At 49.3% G+C, this 20,659-nt stretch carries 18 protein-coding genes; 8 read left to right on the top strand and 10 right to left on the bottom strand.

The annotated features are described in order from the left end of the window. Positions 1-44: 44 nt before the first annotated feature. From pqqA to FJ444_RS10810, 6 genes are all read right to left on the bottom strand, one after another. Complete coding sequence (pqqA, locus tag FJ444_RS10835) at positions 45-116, bottom strand: pyrroloquinoline quinone precursor peptide PqqA (RefSeq protein ID WP_073324441.1); 72 nt, start codon at positions 114-116, stop codon at positions 45-47. Between the two features lie 149 nt (positions 117-265). Further along, positions 266-1,828: a leucyl aminopeptidase gene (locus FJ444_RS10830; RefSeq protein WP_181405131.1), complete on the bottom strand. Its 1,563-nt coding sequence runs from the start codon at positions 1,826-1,828 to the stop codon at positions 266-268. 68 nt (positions 1,829-1,896) lie between these two features. Beyond that, positions 1,897-2,856 carry a DMT family transporter gene (locus tag FJ444_RS10825; protein ID WP_140958296.1) on the bottom strand — a complete coding sequence of 320 codons (960 nt, stop codon included), beginning with the start codon at positions 2,854-2,856 and terminating at the stop codon, positions 1,897-1,899. A 22-nt stretch (positions 2,857-2,878) separates the two neighbouring features. Then, positions 2,879-3,454 (bottom strand): TetR/AcrR family transcriptional regulator, encoded by a 576-nt coding sequence (locus tag FJ444_RS10820; protein ID WP_140958295.1) that lies wholly within the window; start codon positions 3,452-3,454, stop codon positions 2,879-2,881. A 99-nt stretch (positions 3,455-3,553) separates the two neighbouring features. Next, entirely contained in the window at positions 3,554-4,561 is a 1,008-nt protein-coding gene (locus FJ444_RS10815) for a hypothetical protein (protein ID WP_140958294.1), read from the bottom strand. Positions 4,562-4,650: 89 nt separating this feature from the next. Next, positions 4,651-5,856, bottom strand: coding sequence for an MFS transporter (locus tag FJ444_RS10810; protein ID WP_140958293.1), 1,206 nt, complete (start codon positions 5,854-5,856; stop codon positions 4,651-4,653). A gap of 173 nt (positions 5,857-6,029) precedes the next feature. Between FJ444_RS10810 and FJ444_RS10805 the strand changes: the two genes are divergently transcribed. The 5 genes from FJ444_RS10805 (at position 6,030) to FJ444_RS10785 (ending at position 12,026) form a co-directional block, all read left to right on the top strand. Beyond that, entirely contained in the window at positions 6,030-8,582 is a 2,553-nt protein-coding gene (locus FJ444_RS10805; RefSeq protein ID WP_140958292.1) for an RND family transporter, read from the top strand. Positions 8,583-8,633: 51 nt separating this feature from the next. After that, positions 8,634-9,386, top strand: a complete 753-nt coding sequence (locus FJ444_RS10800; protein ID WP_370298041.1) for an outer membrane lipoprotein-sorting protein — start codon at positions 8,634-8,636, stop codon at positions 9,384-9,386. A 4-nt stretch (positions 9,387-9,390) separates the two neighbouring features. Next, a complete protein-coding gene (locus FJ444_RS10795; protein WP_140958290.1) occupies positions 9,391-10,728 on the top strand; it encodes a hypothetical protein in 1,338 nt (445 codons plus the stop codon). An 11-nt stretch (positions 10,729-10,739) separates the two neighbouring features. Continuing rightward, positions 10,740-10,955, top strand: a complete 216-nt coding sequence (locus tag FJ444_RS10790; RefSeq protein ID WP_073324205.1) for a DUF2892 domain-containing protein — start codon at positions 10,740-10,742, stop codon at positions 10,953-10,955. Between the two features lie 117 nt (positions 10,956-11,072). Next, positions 11,073-12,026, top strand: coding sequence for an alpha/beta hydrolase (locus FJ444_RS10785; protein WP_140958289.1), 954 nt, complete (start codon positions 11,073-11,075; stop codon positions 12,024-12,026). 28 nt (positions 12,027-12,054) lie between these two features. Here FJ444_RS10785 and FJ444_RS10780 read toward each other — a convergent pair whose 3' ends face one another. Genes FJ444_RS10780 through FJ444_RS10770 form a run of 3 tightly spaced genes read right to left on the bottom strand, consistent with a single transcriptional unit; the run spans position 12,055 to position 16,165 of the window. Next, a complete protein-coding gene (locus FJ444_RS10780; RefSeq protein ID WP_140958288.1) occupies positions 12,055-12,816 on the bottom strand; it encodes an MBL fold metallo-hydrolase in 762 nt (253 codons plus the stop codon). A 9-nt stretch (positions 12,817-12,825) separates the two neighbouring features. Further along, positions 12,826-13,938, bottom strand: coding sequence for a 1-acyl-sn-glycerol-3-phosphate acyltransferase (locus FJ444_RS10775; RefSeq protein WP_140958287.1), 1,113 nt, complete (start codon positions 13,936-13,938; stop codon positions 12,826-12,828). A gap of 58 nt (positions 13,939-13,996) precedes the next feature. Continuing rightward, positions 13,997-16,165, bottom strand: a complete 2,169-nt coding sequence (locus tag FJ444_RS10770) for a S9 family peptidase (protein WP_140958286.1) — start codon at positions 16,163-16,165, stop codon at positions 13,997-13,999. Between the two features lie 162 nt (positions 16,166-16,327). Here FJ444_RS10770 and FJ444_RS10765 point away from each other — a divergent pair, with 162 nt between their 5' ends. Next, positions 16,328-17,086 (top strand): sulfite exporter TauE/SafE family protein, encoded by a 759-nt coding sequence (locus tag FJ444_RS10765; RefSeq protein ID WP_140958285.1) that lies wholly within the window; start codon positions 16,328-16,330, stop codon positions 17,084-17,086. Here the strand turns inward: FJ444_RS10765 and FJ444_RS10760 are convergent. Beyond that, a complete protein-coding gene (locus FJ444_RS10760) occupies positions 17,083-18,384 on the bottom strand; it encodes a sigma-54-dependent Fis family transcriptional regulator (RefSeq protein ID WP_255439131.1) in 1,302 nt (433 codons plus the stop codon). The genes FJ444_RS10765 and FJ444_RS10760 overlap by 4 nt on opposite strands. Positions 18,385-18,621: 237 nt before the next feature. Here FJ444_RS10760 and FJ444_RS10755 point away from each other — a divergent pair, with 237 nt between their 5' ends. Together FJ444_RS10755 and FJ444_RS10750 are read left to right on the top strand one after the other, a co-directional pair. Beyond that, positions 18,622-19,911 (top strand): NAD(P)/FAD-dependent oxidoreductase, encoded by a 1,290-nt coding sequence (locus FJ444_RS10755; protein WP_140958284.1) that lies wholly within the window; start codon positions 18,622-18,624, stop codon positions 19,909-19,911. After that, positions 19,901-20,482, top strand: coding sequence for a DUF3365 domain-containing protein (locus tag FJ444_RS10750; protein WP_140958283.1), 582 nt, complete (start codon positions 19,901-19,903; stop codon positions 20,480-20,482). The genes FJ444_RS10755 and FJ444_RS10750 overlap by 11 nt, the downstream gene beginning before the upstream one ends. Positions 20,483-20,659: the final 177 nt, after the last annotated feature.

The raw sequence follows: 20,659 nt of genomic DNA, 5'->3' as shown, positions 1-20,659 counted from the left end.
CCCTTTAAACACTTGTTGAGAACACGCCTCTGCGAGGAGTGAAATTAACGGTTGCTGATATACAGCGTTACTTCGAAACCTAAACGCATTTCAGTGTACTGAGGTTTTGTCCACATAATGGCACTCCTTATTAACTTTGTTTTAACACTTTGTTGATTGTAGGACCCGACCTGGTAAAAAAAAATCCTACTTTGGAACTAGAACGGGTTAACCTTTGGTGCAGATCATCTGGCCTGAAACAAATTCGCTCTTTTCACAAGTGCACTTAGTATAACACAGGTGACACCGGCCAGCGGTACTCACACGTTTCACTGCATTGAGTTAAAAACGCCAGGAGCAATGAAAACGGACGGCTGGTGGCTGAATTACCCTTGCCATACTGGAAGCTGGTTCCAGCGATGTCAAGATGGGCCCACGGCGTCTTGCCTGCAAAGCGCGATAAAAAGCAACCTGCGGTGATCATACCGGGTGAATTGCTGCCGCTGTTACGCATGTCTGCCGCAAACGAATCGAGTGGTTCCTGGTACTCGTCCCAAATGGGCATCGCCCAAGCGCGGTCACTGCTTTGCTCGCCTGCCGCAATTAATGCATCAGACAGCAGTTGGCTGTTACTCATTAGCCCACTGGCGTGACTACCTAAACTCACTATGTGCGCTCCGGTTAAGGTGGCAATGTCGATGATGGCAGCCGGGTTGAACTGTTGCGCGTAAGTGATGGCATCGCAAAGCACTAGTCGCCCTTCTGCGTCGGTGCTGATCACTTCAACGGTTTGTCCTGACAGGGTGGTTAAAATGTCGCCTGGCCGGAAGGCGTTGCCATCGGGCATGTTTTCAGCGGTAGCAATAATGCCAATAACATTGATGGGTAATCGCAGTTCAGTTAGCGCCGTCATGATGCCCATAACAGTGGCCCCGCCGCACATGTCGTAAATCATGTTTTGCATACCGGGGGGCTGTTTAAGGGTAATGCCGCCGGTATCAAACGTAATGCCTTTGCCTATCAGCACAATGCCAGGCTTGCTGGGATCAAGTGCGCCTCTGTAATGCATAACCGGCATACAGGTAGGCTGCGCCGAGCCCTGTCCTACGGCAACATAGGCACCCATGCCCATGTCGGTGAGTGTTGCTTCATCGAGTACTTTAGTGGTTAGCAGTGGAGATGTGGCTGCCAGTGCTTCGGCACATTGAGCAAAATACGACGGCGTGCAGATATTCCCGGGTAAATTGGCTAAGTCGCGCGTCATACTTTTACCCCGGTGGATGGCCAAAGCCAGTTCAGTATTGGGCGCCAGCTCGTTGTATTCAACGCCCAGCGTTATGGCTTTAATACTTACCGGGTTAGCGTTTTGGGCGGTAGTTTTGAAATCGTTGAAGCGGTAACTGGCAAATAACAGCGCATCGATGAGTGCTTGTGTATAAGCGCTGTCTGTGGCAAACGGGGCCACAACACAGATATGTTTTGCATTAACATTACTTAGCTGCGTACAAATTGTATCGGCAATGTGAGCCAGCGACTGGCGTATATTGCTTGCCGTTTCGGCAGGGCAATTAGCCAGATTATTGTTCCTGTTAGTGTTTACTAACAAAAGTCTCTTTGCTTTTAGTGTAAAGGCTTCTGAAATAAGTAAGTATTTACTTTTTGTATTTTCTTGCCCATTAAAAGGCAGGGCTTTGATCTGCTCAATCAGCCAGTCTGGTTTGTATATGGCGAGTTGCTCAGTGATGGCAGGTGCAGTATATAACCAATCAAAGTCGACAAGCGCTACCAAACAATCCGTTTTGCATAAATGGGCCTCTGAAAAAGGGATGTTACGTACGTCAATTTTCACAACGACTGCTCCTGTGTGAGCGGGCAGTGTACCCTGTTCCGGTTTAAATTACAGTGTGAGAATACCACCTATACGCTTGCTGGTGCGTCAACTGCCGCGGGTAGCGGTGTTGGTGCCGGTTTTCGTTTTAGGGTGGCAATTAACAAACATGAACTGATAAGCCCTATGCCTGCCCAGCCAATCCAGGATAAGGTCTCACCCACAATCCACATGGCCAGGATGGCTGCAACGACAGGTTCCAGCAGGGTAATAATAGTTGCCAGACTGGCGCGAATAGAGCGCAACCCGTAGCCAAATAACAGGTAACCCATAAACATAGGCACGGCGGCCATATACACCCCTACCAGCAGGTTAGTTGTACTGTCGAGCAGTTCGGCCCCGGTCAGTAACAGTACGGGAAACAACAGGAGTCCGCCCATGCCGAACATGCTGCCCATCGCTGCGCGTGAGTGCACACTGCGTTGAATTAATCGATGTGCCAGCCAGGAGTACATGGCGTAGGTGAATGCGGCAATCAACCCAAGCAAGATGCCAAAAAAGTTGTACCACTGCGACATACTACCCATGTCGGCAGAGCCGCTGTGTTGGGGTTTTGCGCTAGCCAGCAGTAATACGCCAAAAACACCAAGAATAATACTCATGATCCAGCGAGTATTGAGTTTCTGTTGATCAAACAGCCGTTCAATTATCGCTGCCGCCACCGGTGCCATCCCAATCGAGACTACGGTGCCAATGGTTACCCCGGATAGGCGCATGGAACTGTAAAATGCCAGTGGGTAAATGGCTACGTTCACTGCACCCCATAATACCAGCGCGCGGTGCTGCTTTAATGCCTGCCACTGTCTGACGATATAGCGCCAGGCGATCACGGCCTGTAGTAAGCCGCCACAGCCCATGGAAACGGCGGCGATGCCCAATGAATTAACATCCGGTGCAAAGGTTGCTGCCGTACCTGTTGTGCCCCATAAAAATGAAGCGACGACAACCGCAATAATGCCCATGAGATAATTCGAAGAAGTGTGTGTCATAGATTGGGTCATACATTATCTCTCAGAGCGATTGCTCTATCAGTTGGTCTGCCATGGTGCGTGCGCGATCAATTGCCAGGGTGTCTGATGATAAGCCTGCTAAGGAAATGGATCCTTCCAGCAGGAAACACAGGTGCTCGGTAAGTTGCTCAATGTTATTGGGGTGGGTGAGGGGCAATTCTGACAACTCACGCTTAACAATACTTTTTACTTCCTGTTTGTGCCGATGCACAGCAGCTCTTTCCGGGCTGTTGGCTGGCATTTCTGCAGCGGCATTGAGAAGGCCGCAACCCCGAAAGCCGTTTTCGTAGTCAAACTCTGCGTGATCTTTATAGGCATCGAATATGGCCAGTACGCGTTCCCAGCCATTAGGTAATTCAGCAGACCGTTTAGCATAAAGATCCAACCATTCCTGATGGCGGGTATCGATGTACGCTGCAACCAGTTCCGACTTCGATTTGAAGTTGTTGTACAGCGACATTTTCGCCACACCTGCACGGGTGATAACGGCATCGATGCCGGTGGCAATGATACCTTGATCATAGAATAACTCACCCGCCGCTTTTAGCAGTTTTTCTCTTGCAGACAGTCGTGCCATAATTTGAACTCACAATAATTATACAGACCAGTCTATATAGTTATTGTGGTTCTGGCAATAATTTAATTTTTCCTGTACAGGCCTTTTAAAATAAGCGTTCTATACAGTATGGTCTATTTGGTTTGTGTTCAATGTTGAGATTAAATCAGGGTTATCAACCGACAAATATACCTCAGAAACAGAGTCGGTAAGCGTTGCCATCATGCCGTAATAGCAGCTTGGAGAACTAAGTGAAAGCTTGACGTTTGGCGTGCCTTTACCAAGGCAAAGTGCGTCAGATGAAGGCTGCTCAAACGTGTTAACTTCAACATGAGAAATCTGCTTAAGAGGGATAACCATCAGGTTCAAAAAGTTGTTATTGATGACCAAATGATCATCCAATACATACACAGAATGATGCTTGCTGACCCGGTAATTTGCGATGAGATAAATGAGCGAATAACCCACCAAGGAAGACACTATAATAGCCACCAGTTCCGACCACATCGCAAGGAAATAATACAAGCCAGATGTCATCAGAATTAAGCCCACTATTAACACAACTAGCATTAACAGCGAGGAAGAGGAAAGTCTCAGGTGTGCCAGTGTAGGTACATGGTTGCGACTCAGAAAAGGCAGCAGGTAATACCAGGTCGCCGGCTCATAAGCAAACAGAATGGCGGTTGCTCGCTTTTTTTCATCTTCGTTGTTCATTGCTCTTATTGCTGAGGCGCGCGGGTCGCCTTGCATTGTGCGGCATTTCCACAGCATGCGAATAACGTGGTAAACAATCGCCAGTTCAATTACCAGTAAAATGGCAACCAGGGGATAACGAAGATACGAGATGAATTCGAAATAACCCGCCAGTTCAGTTGGCATCGAGTAGCGGCAAACCAACGAGGAAGTGGAAAATGGAATAAGGAGCTTCCACCATTTTTGTTGAGTAGCCAATATCACAAGCAACAGGTGCAAAGCGGGGATCACAGCAAAATACAGTGCAAACAAACCCGCAAATACCGGCCAGTTGTGCTCCGGTAAAAATTGCGCAGGGGTAAGTTTAACCCCAATGGTGTACAGGCAAATCGCCAGAACAACAAAAACCAGACGATAGCGGGTGACCTTTCTCATTAACACTCCTTGTTCAAACCGCGAGACATCGAAAGTTCATCACGGCAGCGTACGCACTGCAAGTGTAAATGGCCCGAATTCGTGCCTTGTTACAATTCTTCGGTTACCCGATTAGGCTTTGGTCGCAAGTGACCCAGGGCAATAAGTGTAACGATTGCCAGCATTACCGAAGAGGCAATAAAGGGCGCGCGATGGCTAAGATGGTATAGCGAGGCGGCGATTGGCGGGCCAATAATGTAGCCCATAGCAGGCGAAGCGGTAATAAAGCCGGTGACGGTAGCCTGATTCTCAGGCTTACAGCTCGAGGTAGCAAGCGCAGCAATCGCCGGATAACTGATCCCCATCCCGGAGCCTAAAAACACCATGGCAAAATACAGCTGACTTTGTTCCTGATGCAAATACAAAATCAAATAGCCAAATGACAGTAACGGGAATGCCAGTTTCATTAGATTAGCAGGGTGCATGCTGGTGCGCTGTACCAGAGTAAACTGAACCGCCAGTGCACAAACGGCACTGATCATCATGGCAAGGCCTACACCCTGAGCTGCTTCGGTAGTAGAGGCACCGTGATGATCGATCAGGAAAAAGGCCAACGATTGTTGCATCATGGCAACGGCCAAAAACACACACGCATTCATAGCGATAACCAAGGGCACATAAGGCTGAATACTGTGTGTGGTAACTACTCCAGCCACTTTAGGCACGGAAGACACTTGTGACGTCTGGTTGTTGGGCAGATATCGCCACACCAGAATGAGCGCAGTAAAGGTCATTAACGTGATTGCATAAAGTGGGGTTAACAAATGAAACCCTACCAATAACCCGGCGAACGTTGGACCCAGTATTTGCCCCAAGCTGTGGGCAGAAGATACTTTGCTGATGGCTTTTACCCGTTCATGCTCGGCACTAATTGATATGGCATAACCCACTACCGAAGGCGGCGTGGCAGACATGATCGTTGCCTGTCCGGAACGCGCTGCCATTAATGCCAGAAATAACGCCGTTCCTGCCAGCCAGCCCTGAAATCCGCTTAACCATACCGTAGCAAAAACCAATGTGCCTAAGGTGTAGCCGGTGAGTCCGGTGATCAGTACTCGTCTGTACCCTTTGCGTTTGCCCACGCGAGACCACAGCGCATTGCCCGCCGCGTACATTAACGCTGAACTGGACATTAAAAATGCAACCTGGAATTCCGTGAGCCCAACTTCGCGACCCAATGGCGGCAGTGTCGTCATTACAACAGACTGACCCATGGCGGTAGCGAGCAAGGCAAAAAACAACAAGCGGAAGGTCATGGAAAAACAACTATCATTATAAGAAGCGACAATTCTACCATGATAATTTGGTTGCGCATGGTGCTTTGCCGATACAAAAGCACAGCTAAGCGAACAGGTAAAACTTGATATATTAGAAATGGCGCATATATTGCTGTGTAATATTATCCTTTGTGGCAATAGTGAAGACCCTTATGAATACCTTGTCAGGTAAACTTGTAGCAATCAGTACGCATAAACCCCTGTGGATTTATGCCATTTTATTGTTGCTAACACTCGGTGTAGGCAGCCAAATCCCACGGATTACAATAGATACCGACCCTGAAAATATGCTGGCCGCTGATCATCCGGCGCGCGCATTTCACAATGAAACTAAGGCAAATTTTGCCATGTATGATGCCATTGTGGTGGGTGTGGTAAACGAAGCCGATGCTAATGGTGTGTACAATCAGACATCTTTGACTGACATTTTTGACTTAACTAAGTCAATTTTGGCAATTGACGGGGTGGTTGATGCAGATTTGATGTCTATTTCTACCGTAGACAATATTTCTCAGGCGGGCCCCGGCACCATTCGTTTTGAGTGGATGATGCCAGAAGCGCCGGTTTCAGATGCGGCAGCACAACAGGTGCAAGCGAATATTGAAAGGCTGCCACTGCTATACGACACACTAGTGTCGCAAAATGGCAAGGCCGCAGCCATTTATGTTCCCATTGTCGATAAAAACGAAAGCTACCGTATTGCCGAAGAAATAAGGGCAACGATTGCCACTTTCGATGGAACAGCGCAGTGGTACATTACCGGGTTGCCGGTAGCCGAAGACCAGTTTGGTTTTGAGATGTTTGTGCAAATGGGCATTTCAGCGCCACTGGCTGGCCTGACAATTTTTATCTTATTGTTTATCTTCTTCCGCAATATTCCGTTGATCTCTGCACCAATGATTGTGGCAATGGCAACAGTGATTGTAACCATGGGCCTGTTGATAGGTTTTGGTTACACCGTACACATTATGTCGTCGATGATTGCCATATTCCTGATGCCCATTGCAGTGGTAGATTCGGTACATATTTTGTCTGAATTCTCCGATCGCTATAAGCCAGGTGAAGATTTAAAAGCCGTTGTGGAAGAAGTGGTTGGGCACCTTTTCACACCCATGCTGTATACCTCGGTAACGTCTTCGGTAGGCTTTTTCTCGCTAATGCTCACGCCCATTCCACCGGTACAAATCTTCGGTGCCTTTGTTGGTTTTGGGATTTTGTTTGCCTTCCTTGTGACTATTACCTTTATTCCTGCTTATCTGTCGCGTATGAGTGAGGCTTCGCTGGCAAAATTACAGGCAGCCATGCACGAAGACGGCGCGGGTCAGGGTTCTGCGATTGCGCGTATGGCAAGAGGATTAGGCAAGCTGGCAACAGGACGTCAGGGTGTATTGCTGGCCGCGTTTGGTGTGGTTTTTGTGGTATCAGCCTGGGGCGTAACCCAGATACAAATTAACGATAACCCGGTGCGCTGGTTTAAATCTGACCACGAAATCCGCGTGGCAGACCGGGTGCTGAATGAAAATTTCGCCGGCACTTACAATGCCTATCTGGTGCTGACTGACCGCTCAGAACAAGCAACGGCAGCATCGATGTTACAGCGCGACGATATGCCAGCGTCGTTAGCCGAATGGAAAAACGACACGCTGACAGCCATCAACAATGGCGCGTCTGGGGAGCAGTTACAGAACTTAATTGTGGCTATCGACGATAAATTATTCAGTGATCTCACTGACGACGAAATGGCCTATCTGAACAACGTTATGGCGGCGGCTGAAAAGGCCAATAGCCAAAGCAAAACCTTTCAGCAGCCCGAAGTGTTAACGTATATCGAATCGCTGCAAAAGGCACTGGCGTCATCAGGTTTGGTGGGTAAATCAAATGCATTGCCCGATGTGGTAAAAGTAGTAAATCGGGAACTGCGCTCTGGCGAACCGCAAGACTATCAGCTGCCTGATTCAGGTAACGCCGTAGCGCAAACGTTATTGCAGTACCAGTCATCACATCGCCCAAATGATTTATGGCACTTTGTTACGCCTGACTACCGCTCTGCGCTGGTATGGTTACAGTTAACCAGTGGCGACAATCAGGACATGACCGCGGTCATTAACGTCGTTAATGAGTACATTGCAACTCATCCATTGCCCGCGGGAATTGAAGCCGATTGGGCAGGCAAGGCTTACCTGAACGTAGTGTGGCAGGAAAATATGGTAGCAGGCATGCTCGACAGCTTACTGGGCGCCTTTATCATGGTGTTCATTATGATGATTGTGCTTTTCCGTTCATTTGTGTACGGCATTTTGGCCATGTTACCACTTACCATTACCATCACCTTTATCTATGGGTTAATTGGCATAGTGGGTAAAGACTACGATATGCCCATCGCCGTGCTGTCTGCCCTGACGCTTGGCCTGTCGGTAGACTTTGCTATTCACTTTTTGGAACGTGCCAAAGCCACCTTTATTGCTACTCAAAGTGTTAAGCAAACAATGGCACTGATGTTTGAAGAACCTGCCACGGCTATCTCACGCAATGCGCTGGTGATCGCGCTGGGTTTCACCCCGTTATTGTTCGCACCGCTGGTACCTTACATCACAGTTGGCGTATTCCTTGCGAGTATCATGGCGGTATCTGCGCTGGTAACGCTGTTGTTGCTGCCGGCAGTAATGAGCCTGGGTCACAAAATCGTTTTTAAATCGGCGAAATAAGGAGTCGGTATGAAATACAGTAAACTTTTTTTGGCATTAATTACCGGTGCAATGCTGTTACCAAACGCACACGCAGAGGTTGATGTAGATGCGCTGATTAAACAAGCAGAACGCGCAGCGTATTATGCGGGCAATGACGGTCGTGCCGATGCCCGCATGATGATTGTAGATAATCAGGATCGCAAACAGATGCGCCAGTTCACCATTTTACGCAAAGACGTGGAAGACAATGGCGACCAAAAAATGATGGTGTTTTTCTCGCGTCCTACAGACGTGAAAGACACGGTATTTCGCGTGGAAAAACACGCCGATACCGATGTGGATGACGATCGCTGGTTATACCTGCCCGCACTGGATTTGGTAAAGCGTATTTCCGCCGGTGACAAGCGTACCTCATTTGTTGGTTCACACTTCTTCTACGAAGACGTGTCCGGACGCGCAGTATCGCAGGACAACTTCACGTTGCAGGAAGAAACCGCTGAACGCTACATATTGAAAGCTGTGCCTAAGCAGCCTGACACAGTGGAGTTTGCACACTACGTGGTAGAAATAGATAAGGCCACGTCGCTGCCGGTAGTGATCAATTTCTTCAAGAGCGATGGGACTAACTATCGCCGTGTTGAATCTGTGCAAATAGAGACAGTACAAGGTTTCCCCACCGTATTGCGTTCAAAAGTGTCAGATTTGACAAATGGTGGCTACACGTTAATGGAGTTCCGGGGTACCGAGTACAACATCGATTTACCGGAAGATGTGTTCAGCGAGCGCAGCCTGCGCACGCCACCCATGCAGTGGTTGAAATAACGCTATGCCTAAGCCTTTAAAAACACTGATAGCCAGCACACTGATGGTGGCCGGGATCACCGGCCAATCAGCAGTGTGGGCGCAGGAAAACACTGACACTCAGACGGCGGATGAATGGGCTGACTGGGGCGACTTAGAGGAGCCCGCCGAGGCCTCGCCATTAACGCTGGTGGGCTTTGCAGAGCTGGCTGTTGGCACGCGTTTACATAACGATGCGGCCATAGGTCAAAACGCTACCTTGCAGGATGCGCGCGTGCAACTGCAGGCTGATTATGCGCTCAGTGCATCAACGTTATCCTTTCGCGGCGATCTGTATTACGACGGCGTAGTAAACAGCGTTGAAACCCAGATCCGCGAACTGGCGTGGCAGGGCAACCTGGGCGTTTTAGGTGAGTGGGGGCGCAAATTCGACGCAAAGCTGGGCCAGCAGGTACTTACCTGGGGCACCGGTGACTATGTGTTTTTGAACGATATGTTTCCCAAAGACTACCAGTCGTTTTTTGCGGGGCGTGACGATGAATATCTCAAAGCACCAAGCTTGTCTGCCAAGTTGTCGGGCTACTTTGATGTAGCAAATATTGATGTGGTGGTAACGCCTCAATTTGAACCGGATAACGGTATAACGGGCGAGTATTTTTCGTTTTTCAGTCCACAGGCACAAATGAATGTGGCACCGGGATTTCGCGTGCTGGATAAGAACGAGCCGGACAGCGCAGAGTGGGCGGTGCGTATTTACAAAACCCTGGGCCAAACCGAATTGGCGTTTTACGGTTATCGCGGATTTAACAAAACACCCATGGCCGCCGACGAGCAAGGCTTGCCACGCTACAGCCGCTTAAATGTATGGGGAGCCAGCGCCGTGAAGCCGATGGGGCCGGGTTTAGCGAAGGCAGAATACGCCTATCATGATGCCATTGAGGATTCGGATGGCAATAACCCACTGGTACCTAACAGCCAGCATCGCTTTTTGGTGGGCTACGAGCAGGAACTGGTGGCGAATCTCACCGGTAGCGTGCAGTGGTATATGGAAAAGACGGTAGATCACGATGCGTTGTTAGCCAATTCATACTGGCCACAGTATGAGCAGGAAGCCAATCGTCATGTGGTGACTACTCAGCTTATGTACCGTGCACTGCGCCAAACCCTTACTCTGAACTGGTTTAACTTCTATTCGCCCACCGATAGCGACGGCTATATGAAGTTCAGGGCAACCTATTCGCCCGTGGACGACTGGCAGGTAAACGGCGGTTTTAACCTGTTTTACGGCAATGAGCCTCACACTTTTTACTCACAATTCGAAGACGCCAGCAACGTGTATGCGTCTTTCCGATATTTTTATTAGGAGCTAATGCGATGTCTGCAGAAAGAGCGTTAACGGCGTTTGCCGGATTTATGGTGTTACTGTCGGTGGCACTTACCTGGTTTGTACATGAGAACTTTCTGTGGTTCACCGTGTTCATTGGCGCAAACTTGTTTCAACAGAGTTTTACCGGCTTTTGCCCGGCTACGATTGTGCTGCGCAAAGTGTTTGGCTTTAAAACCGAAAAAGAGCTGGCGACCGGCCAGTAAATCAACACAGTACCCTTTCACTCATCAGGGATAATCCACCCTGTTCTCACCCCGCTTTGCGGGGTTTTTTTATTGTGGATATACTCGCGTTTTCATTACTTGGTTTACACACAGTTCATGACGTTTATTCATCCCGCCGTTGCGCCCGAATTGGTTGAGCCACTTAAAGCGCTGCTGGACGTCACCGCTTCCAATCCGCCGTTGAGTGGTAAAACGCTGGGGTTCTACCGTAAACGCAACAAGTTCAATGTCGCGCCTGCGCATGCCTATCCCGTTATTCAGTCTTATGACATTGAACAAAGCGCAGATGCGCCGGGTGTTCGGGTCTGGGTGATTAACGCTTCTGCGGATACGAAAAAGCCGGCGATGTTGCACTTTCACGGCGGCGGGTTTGTGATGGGGAGTTGCCAGAATGGTTTTTCCCGTATGCAGCAAGTAGCGCTGAGCCTGGATTGTGTAGTGGTGAGTGTGGATTACGGGTTAGCACCAGAAATGCGAATTGGTGAGGTAGTAAAGCAAAGCTATGCGGCGCTGGCCTGGACTCACCAGCATAGCGAAACGCTGGGTATTGATAATGCGCGTATCGGACTGCTTGGTTTTAGTGCGGGTGGTGGCCACGCAGCACTGCTGGCGCAGTATGCCGTATACCGGAATGAATACGCTGTAAAATGCCAGGCGTTAATTTACCCCATGCTGGATGACAGAACCGGCACTACTTTATTGCCTGAGCCTCCAAAGGGCATGTACTTGTGGACAGCAGAACAAAATCAGTACGGCTGGCAGGCCGCGCTTGGCCATACGCCGGGCAAAAGTAGCATTAAGCCCTTTACGGTGCCCGCCAGACAGTCACTCTCAGCCAATCTGCCCGCCACGTATATCGCGGTAGGCGATTTGGATTTGTTTTATGACGAGAACCTGCACTATGCCCATGCACTGCAAGCACAGGGGGTTGCTGTTACGCTGAATAAAGTGCCCGGCGCGTTTCACGCCTTTGAATCTATTGCGCCGGAAAGCGAATTAGCAAAAGCATTTAATCGTGAATTCATCGATGCTTTGCGCAGGATGTTGTAAACGTTGGCTTTACTCAAATGTAGTGATGTTAATGCACCGCATTTTGCCCGCGTAACGCGTGGGCAATGCGGTTTTTTGCTGAATGCCAGTGATTTTTGGGCAGTACGGGGGCCTGTTGAATAATGGCGTCAAAGTCGATGTCGTTGATGGAAAGCGGCGGTACGTGGGCACAGAACACGGATTGCGGTTGTAACGTCTGAATGCGCTTAAGTGATTGTTTATACTGATTGGGATGGCAGATTGGATAGGGCGGCGTTAACTGACGTTTTACCGATACCATAAGATCTGCCACGTATGCCTGGCTGGTAGCACTGTGGTAAAGGGTTAAATCGTGATCGGTATGCCCCGGCGTAAACAGTACCTGCCAGTCCTCAAACCCCGGCAGTGTTTGTTCGTCCAGCAGAATAATATCGGGCTTCAATATTGGACTGTACCAGATATGCTTTTTAGGTTTGCCCAAGCGGCTTGCCACCCACCAGGTTAGGCTTACATCAATAAGGTGCGCAGCACGCCCCATAATACCTGAATACCATTTCGCCGCTTTGGGATGAGCCGCTATGTTTGCGCCGGTTAATTTGCGAAGCGTATGTGCGCCGCCAGCGTGATCAGGGTGCATATGTGTCACCACGATCAATTTTAAATCGCTGAGTTCACGATTAAGTGTCTGAGTAATATACCTGCATACTTTACGCGCATCTGCCCGGCTGCAGCCGTCCAGTAACAACAATCCCTGTGATGTTTCCACCAGATAGATATGTTGTATGTAGCCCGCCAGGGTATGCAGTTTCATTAGCTCAACCTACTGTTGTAACGCGTTTTTAACCGGATTGGCGTAGTTGGCAATCAGGTAGTCACGGGCTTCTTCCGGCAGTTGTGCCAGCTTGTGCTTGAGTGTTTGTTTGCACGCTTCCGGTATAACTTTATTGGCAGTTTGGGCGGCCAGATAATTAATCGGATACAGCTGGTAGTGCGAATGTATATGTTGGTCGATAAGCGCTGCCAGTTCCGCTGGTGTGTCTGGTACATCGTTAATTGGCGCTGAAAAACTTACCGTGATACGGCCTTTGTAGCCGGTGATGCCCTTAATAATGCTGGCAATATCTTCCATTTCCGCCTTTTGATAACCGCCCAGGTGTTCGCGGTGATAAAGTTCGGTGGCTTTGGCAATATCGCAGGGATCGTTTTCATAGGAAATGGATACCGGTACGATGCGCAGCGACTGCATGTAATCGCTGAACGATTGTTGTTGCGACTTGCCGTTCATATAGAACATTTTCAGAATGGCCGGATCGGTCATATCCAGTCCATCTTTGGCGCGACCTTCGCGCTGGGCAATCCAAATAGAATGGCCTTCGTCTAACGAGTGCTTTATGTAGCCCGACAACGTGGTGAGGGCTTTGAGTAATTGCCGGGGTGCCTTGGCGGAACGGTTTACCACAAAGCCTTTATTCAGCTTCATTAACTCAGTAACGCTGGGCTTTTTGAGCAGGTTGTCACCAAAGGCGATGCGCGCAGTCGGGAAGCCGGATTGATGCAGTGCATAGTTCACTAACGCCGGATCCATCGCAATATCGCGATGGTTAGACACAAACAAATAGGGCGTGTCTTTGGAAAGCTGCTCCACGCCCTTTATGGTTACACCATCTGTGGTTTCGTTCAGCACGCGGCTAAGGTAGCGCTCTACTTCAAGTTGCACCTGCTCAACACTGCGAAGCTTGCCCCAGGTGCGTTTTAGCCAGAATCTGATCACCGGGCTTACCAGCATTTTTACCAATCGGCTACGCTGTCTGAAACGGTGATTCACGATAGCGGAAATAAATTCGGGGTCGTTTACCAGGCGCTGAATAGCATCAGGGATTTCATTGTCGTGGTAGGCGCGTATGGCCTGATAAGGATCGTTAGTATTGTTCATGGTTACCGCATTGCAATTAATACCTGCCCCGGCAGAGGATCTGCCGGGGTAAGCAAGTCTACTTCTCAATGCCTGCTAAATGGAAGAAAAACGCATACTCTTTTGCTGTTTGTTCGTAACGTTTAAAGCGTCCGGATGCGCCACCGTGTCCGGCTTCCATGTTGGTGATGAACAGCAGCAGGTTGTCATCGGTTTTCTTTTCACGCAAACGCGCCACCCATTTCATGGGTTCAAAGTACTGTACCTGGGAATCATGCAGGCCCGTGGTAACAAATAAATGCGGGTACTTTTGCGCTTTTACCTGATCGTAAGGTGAATAAGACAGCATGTAGTCGTATTCGTCTTTGTTAATAGGATTACCCCATTCGGTGTACTCACCCGTGGTAAGGGGAATGGTGGCGTCACTCATGGTGGTTACCACGTCAACAAAGGGAACGTGGGCAGCAATAGCGGTATACAGCTCTGGCTCCATGTTGGCAATGGCGCCCATTAGCAAACCACCTGCACTGCCGCCTTCAGCAAAAATACGCGTTGGATCGGCATATTTCTGTTCTATCAGGCCTTTGGTTACGTCTATGAAATCGGTGAATGTATTCTTTTTGTTGCCCATTTTACCGTCTTCATACCATTCACGTCCCAGCATCTGACTGCCGCGAATGTGCGCAATGGCCACCACAAAGCCGCGATCCATCAGCGAAATCCAGTGAGATACAAAGGTGGGATCAATGGTTGCACCATACGACCCATAACCATACTGGAACAGTGGATTAGTGCCGTTTTTAGTGAATTTGTCTTTGCGGTACACCAGTGAAACCGGTACCTGCTTGCCGTCTCGAGCAGGGATTATTACGCGCTCTGACTGATAATTAGCAGCCACAAACTCATCGCCCACTTTATTTTGCTTGAGCAACGTGGTTTCCATGGTTTCCAGGTTAATATCAAATGTGCTGGGTGGCGTAGTAAGCGACGCGTAGTAAATGCGAATGGTATTGGTATCTACCTGTGTGTTACCCGAAAAATACGCAGTATAAATTGGGTCTTCAGTAGGAATGACATAGCTTTCACCGGTTTTCAGTGATACCGCATTCAGGCTGAGCATGCCGTTTTTCTTGGCTTTATATACCAGGAAATCTTTTAGTAGCTCGATGTCCTGAATGAACACTTCCGGGTCGTGGGTGATCACTTCCTGCCATTTGTTTTTATCCGCAGTATGGGCCTGATCAACCTTCATAATGCGGAAGTTTTTGGCGTTGTAGTTGGTTAGAATGTAGTAATCGCTGCCGTGCTTGGCTACAGAGTATTCCAGTCCATCTTCAATCGGCAGGAAAGGAACCGGCTTGGCTTTGGGGTCGTCGGTGGCTATCAGTGTGGTGCCGGTTTGTTCGGTATTGTCATGACTGATATAAATGACGTCCTCGTCTTTACTCATGCCCAGTGAGGTATAAAACGTGGTGTCGGTTTCTTCGTAAATCAATTCATCATCGGATTGTGGTGTGCCCAGCACATGGCGGAACACCTTCGACCCCAGCAGGGTTTGTGGATCGCGCTCAATGTAATACAGGGTTTTGTTGTCTTTTGCCCAGTACACTTGCCCGTTGGTGTTGGTGAGTTCATCGCTCAACAGTTCGCCTGTTGCCAGGTTTTTCACCTGAAGTGTATACATACGACGGCTGACGGTATCTACTGTGAAGGCAAGCATAGTGTTGTCGGGTGAGGCCTGATAGCTACCTATGTTGAAATAATCGTGACCCTGGGCCATCTCATTGCCATTCAGCAGCACTTCATTGGTGCCATCCAGCGTGGGGCGGCGAACGTAAACGGGGTACTCGCCATCCCCTTTGTACAAGCTTTGATACCAGTAGCCGTTTTCTTTTACTGGTACCGAGGCATCGTCTTTAGGAATGCGCGCTACCAATTCGTCGTACAGAGATTGTTGTTGCTTTTCCAGTGGTTTGAGAACGGCCTCAGCATAGCTGTTTTCTTTTTCAAGATGACCGAGTACTTCGGGATCTTCGCGTTTGTCGTCACGCATCCAATAGTATTCGTCTATGCGGGTATCGCCGTGTGCGGTGAGTTCGTGCGGCACTTGTTTTGCAACTGGCGGTGCGATGGATGTACTTAAATTAACCTGTTCTTGTTGGCGCTTAACCTGTTCTGTCGTGGTTGGTTTTTCGCTGCATCCGGCGAGGAAGAGGCCGATACTGAGCGTAAGCAGTGTTTTTTTCATTATTGTCCTTTGCCGCAAGGCATGCTTTTTTGGATAAGCAGACAACATAGCGCATCTGAATTGGTGCTGCAAAGGTTGTTGCTTTTTGAATAGTAACAAGTTGCAAACAGTGGGTGAGAAGGTGAGAATCTGCGTATTCCTTCTCTCGTTAACCTGTTGCTCATGTTCGAATTATTCACCGCCGGGGTGCTAGAACCGCTCACCGCCGCAGGGCTCATTCTGTTGGCGGGATTTACTTCATTTGTTACCGGTGCCATGGGGTTAGGCGGCGGTATGTTATTGCTGGTGGTAATGGCCTCCACTATGCCAATAGCAGCGCTGATCCCGGTACATGGATTAGTGCAATTGGGAGCCAACGCCAGCCGGGCGGTAATGACCTTTAAGCATCTTGATCGCACCATGTTTCGGTATTTCGCCCTGGGCACCGTGCTAGGTGCAGCGGTTGCCTCACTGGTTGTGGTGCAACTCCCGCTTACCCTTATCCAGTTGGCTATTGCCGTGTTTTTATTGCTGATGGTGTGGGGGATAAAACCCAAAACCCGCGAGACATCGCCACGCGGCAGTGTTGTGGCTGGCGCCTTAACCACGTTTCTGTCGATGTTTGTGGGCGCCAGCGGGCCGATGGTGGCCTCAGTGGTATTTCGCAACGGCTACAATAAGCTTACTCACACCGCCACCTTCGCCACCTGCATGACGTTTCAACACAGCCTGAAAGCCATTGTATTTACTTTTGTAGGCTTTGCCTTCTGGCAATGGTTGCCATTGGTACTGGCCATGATTGCCAGTGGTGCCATTGGCACCTGGCTCGGACTCAAATTGCTCAATAGGATCCCGGCAGACAAATTCAGGCTGTTGTTTAAGATAATTCTTACCGTGTTGGCTTTGCGCTTGTTGTATCAGGCTCTGGCGTCTGTTTTTTAATTTAGCTTTATATTGTATCGCTGTAGCTTTCTGTAAAGAGTGCGAGTACTTACTTCAAGCATTTTTGCAAGGTCGTCGGGTGAACCCTGATAGGTTTTACAGATGCGCTCCAGGTAAACCTGCTCTGCCTGATCAAGCGGCAAAATGTCCTGGCTGACGGCTTGAGTTTCTGTGGCGCTATAACCCAATACTTGTGGGGGTAAATCGCTGGCCAGTATGTCATCGTCGTTCGCCATCAGCGCAGACTGCTCCACGATGCTAATGAGTTCGCGGATATTGCCGGGAAACGAATAACGACACAATGCCTCTATGGCTTGTGGTGAGAAACGCTTGTGTCGGTGCTCGCCGGCTGACAAAAAATGACGGCATAACATAGCTATATCAGACTGGCGCTCTCTGAGTGCTGGCAGGTGAATGGGAAACCCCGCAATTCGATAGTACAGATCCTGCCTGAACTCGCCTTTTTCCACCATCGACAACAAATTCTTATGGCTGGCACACACTAACCGAAAATCCGCTTTCTTCTGTTTCAGGCCGCCAACCGGACGGTAACACTGAGTTTCCAGCAGGCGTAGTAACTTCACCTGCATGTTGAGGGGGACATCGCCAATTTCATCGAAGAATACAGTGCCGCCATTTGCCACTTCTATTAAGCCTTTCTTGGCATTTGTGGCGCCGGTAAACGCGCCTTTTTCATAGCCGAACAGTTCAGATTCAAACAGACTCTCATTTAAGCCGGTGCATTCAATTACGACAAACGGCTTTTCCGCACGGCGACTGGATTCGTGTACGGCTTGTGCAACCAGTTCTTTACCGCTGCCGGTTTCACCCTGCAACAATACCGCGATTTCCGATTGAGATGCGCGATTGATGCGGTTAAGCAGCGACTTAAATGCCTCCGATTGGCCAATCATTTTGTTTTTCTGTGAATCCGCCGAGGCGTAACTGATGCGGTCGAGAATTTCTAAAAAGCCAATGGTCATGCCATCTTCATCGCGTACCGGCTTCATTAATATATCGCAGTACGTCCGGCCTGCCGTGGTGTTGTGAATATGCACTACGCTACTGGGCCGACTGGTGCTTTTACACTGGGTAAGCGGGCAATCCTCACCGTGCTTATCGCAGGGGCCTGGATTGTTATGCGAAACGGCGTAACAGGTGCTGGTGCCAATCGTTACCTGGGTATTGTAGGTGTCGCGGTAGGCTTCGTTAACTGCCTGAATGACATAGTCTGGGGTAATGAAGATAGCCGGTTTATCGATGGCATTGATCATTGATTGGATCAGTGACGTGTTCATGATCTCTCCATTGCGTCATTTATGGCAGCACTGTGCGACCGTCTGATGACAAATTTGGCACAGCCTGACGTTAAACTCAACCACTGAGCTAATAAATATAATGGAAAACTAATATAAACAGCTATATAGCCGTCTTTTCAGACATGGCATGAAACTTGGTAACACACTGTTAACAACTAACCGGCCCGGTTGGCCTGTGTAAGCTAAGCCCGGCCTGCAACAACAAAGAGAGCGATTATGGCTAAAGTGGTGGTGTTAGGTGCTGGGACAGGTGGTATGCCCGCAGCATACGAAGTAAAAGAAGCATTGGGTAAAGATCATGAAGTATTGATGGTGAACGAGCGCGAGGAATTTCGCTTTGTGCCGTCGAACCCCTGGGTTGCAGTTGGCTGGCGCGAAAGTAGCGCCGTAACCATGCCCATTGAAAAGTACCTTAATAAGAAAAACATTGGATTTAAATGTGCCCGTATCGACAAGATAGATCCACATGCGAATGTGCTGATTTCCTCTGAAGGTGAGGAAATCAGTTACGACTACCTGATCATTGCAACTGGCCCAAGGCTGGCCTTCGATGCCATCGAAGGCGCCGGACCCGATGGCTTCACGCAATCTGTGTGTACCCTGGACCACGCACAGCATTGCTATAACGACTTTGAAAAGCTGGTAGCTAATCCCGGCCCTGCGATCGTGGGCGCGTTTCAGGGAGCCAGTTGTTTCGGTCCGGCTTACGAATATGCCTTTATTCTGGATAAAGCCCTACGCGATGCGAAAATTCGCCATAAGGTGCCCATTACCTACGTAACCAGCGAGCCTTATATTGGTCATCTCGGCTTAGGGGGAGTAGGAGATTCCAAATCCATGCTGGAATCTGAACTGCGCAACCGCAACATTAAGTGGATATGTAATGCCCGGGTCGACAAAGTGACCGACGGTGTAATGCATATCAGTGAACTAAACCGCAAGGGTGAAGTGGATTTTACCTACGAAGAGGCGTTCAACCATTCCATGTTAATTCCGCCCTTCGGTGGTGTACCCGCGGTGGCTAACGTGGAGGGGCTGTGTAATCCCAAAGGGTTTGTGATCACCGATGAGCATCAGCGCTCACCTAAGTACCCGAATATTTTCTCGGGTGGCGTTTGCGTTGCCATTCCCCCGGTTGAATCCACGCCGGTACCTACCGGCACGCCCAAAACCGGCTACATGATTGAAACCATGATGACCGCGATTGCGCACAACCTGAAAAGCGTTATTGTGGACAACAAGCCACCAACAGCAAAAGGCACCTGGCATGCTATCTGTCTGGCTGATATGGGCGACACGGGCGCTGCCTTTGTGGCTATGCCACAAATTCCGCCGCGCAATGTTACCTGGTTCAAGCAAGGTAAATGGGTGCACCTGGCCAAAATCGCGTTCGAAAAATATTTTATGCGCAAAATGAAAACCGGCACCAGTGAACCTGTTTATGAGAAGTACGTGCTAAAAGCCCTGGGCATTGAACGATTGGAGCAGGATGGCCATGACAAATAAAGTAGCGACGTTGTGGGTGTTGGCGGCAGTATTCAGCGCTTCAACGATTGGGAGTATAGCGTTAGCTGAAACCCTGAGTGAAGCTGAGTTCATTGACGAGGCCAAAGTGAAATCCATGGCATTGGGGGCGGAACTCAAGCAGGCGCTGCAGGCGGCAATTAAACAGGGCGGTCTTACTGAAGGCATCAGGGTGTGTAAGGAACTGGCCCCTCAGTTGGCTGCTAAATACAGTGTAAATGGTTGGCAGGTAGGCAGAACCTCGCTGAAGGTGCGCAATCCTAACAATGCACCAGACGGCTGGGAAACAGAGGCACTCATTGCAATGGAAAACGCTTTGGCGAACGGCGGAGCGCCCATGCAGGCCGCTCAGGCTCACACAGGAGCAGATCTGGCTGAATGGCGTTATATGCAGCCTATCGTAACACAAGCGGTGTGCCTGAATTGCCACGGTGCGCAGTTAACCCCCGACGTATCACAAACCTTACAGGTGCATTATCCTGAAGATCAGGCAACCGGGTTTGAGGACGGTCAGCTGCGCGGCGCGTTTACACTTCGCTATCAACGTGAGTAGTTTATTGGTGCTGTTGATTAGTAGGGACAGGTGAGAGCCTGGCCCTTACTTAACTTCGTTTTCCCAGGCTTAATGCCAGTCTTGCCGTCCGACTTTTTATTTCTGTCGCGGTTTCATTTGATTGTGGTCAATTAGCTTGCTACCAATCACAGCTAAGCTGCCCAGACTATGCAAAAT

The organism is Aestuariibacter sp. GS-14 (assembly GCF_006494365.1).
GTDB lineage: Bacteria > Pseudomonadota > Gammaproteobacteria > Enterobacterales > Alteromonadaceae > Alteromonas > Alteromonas mangrovi.
This window is presented reverse-complemented; position numbering and strand designations above follow the sequence as displayed.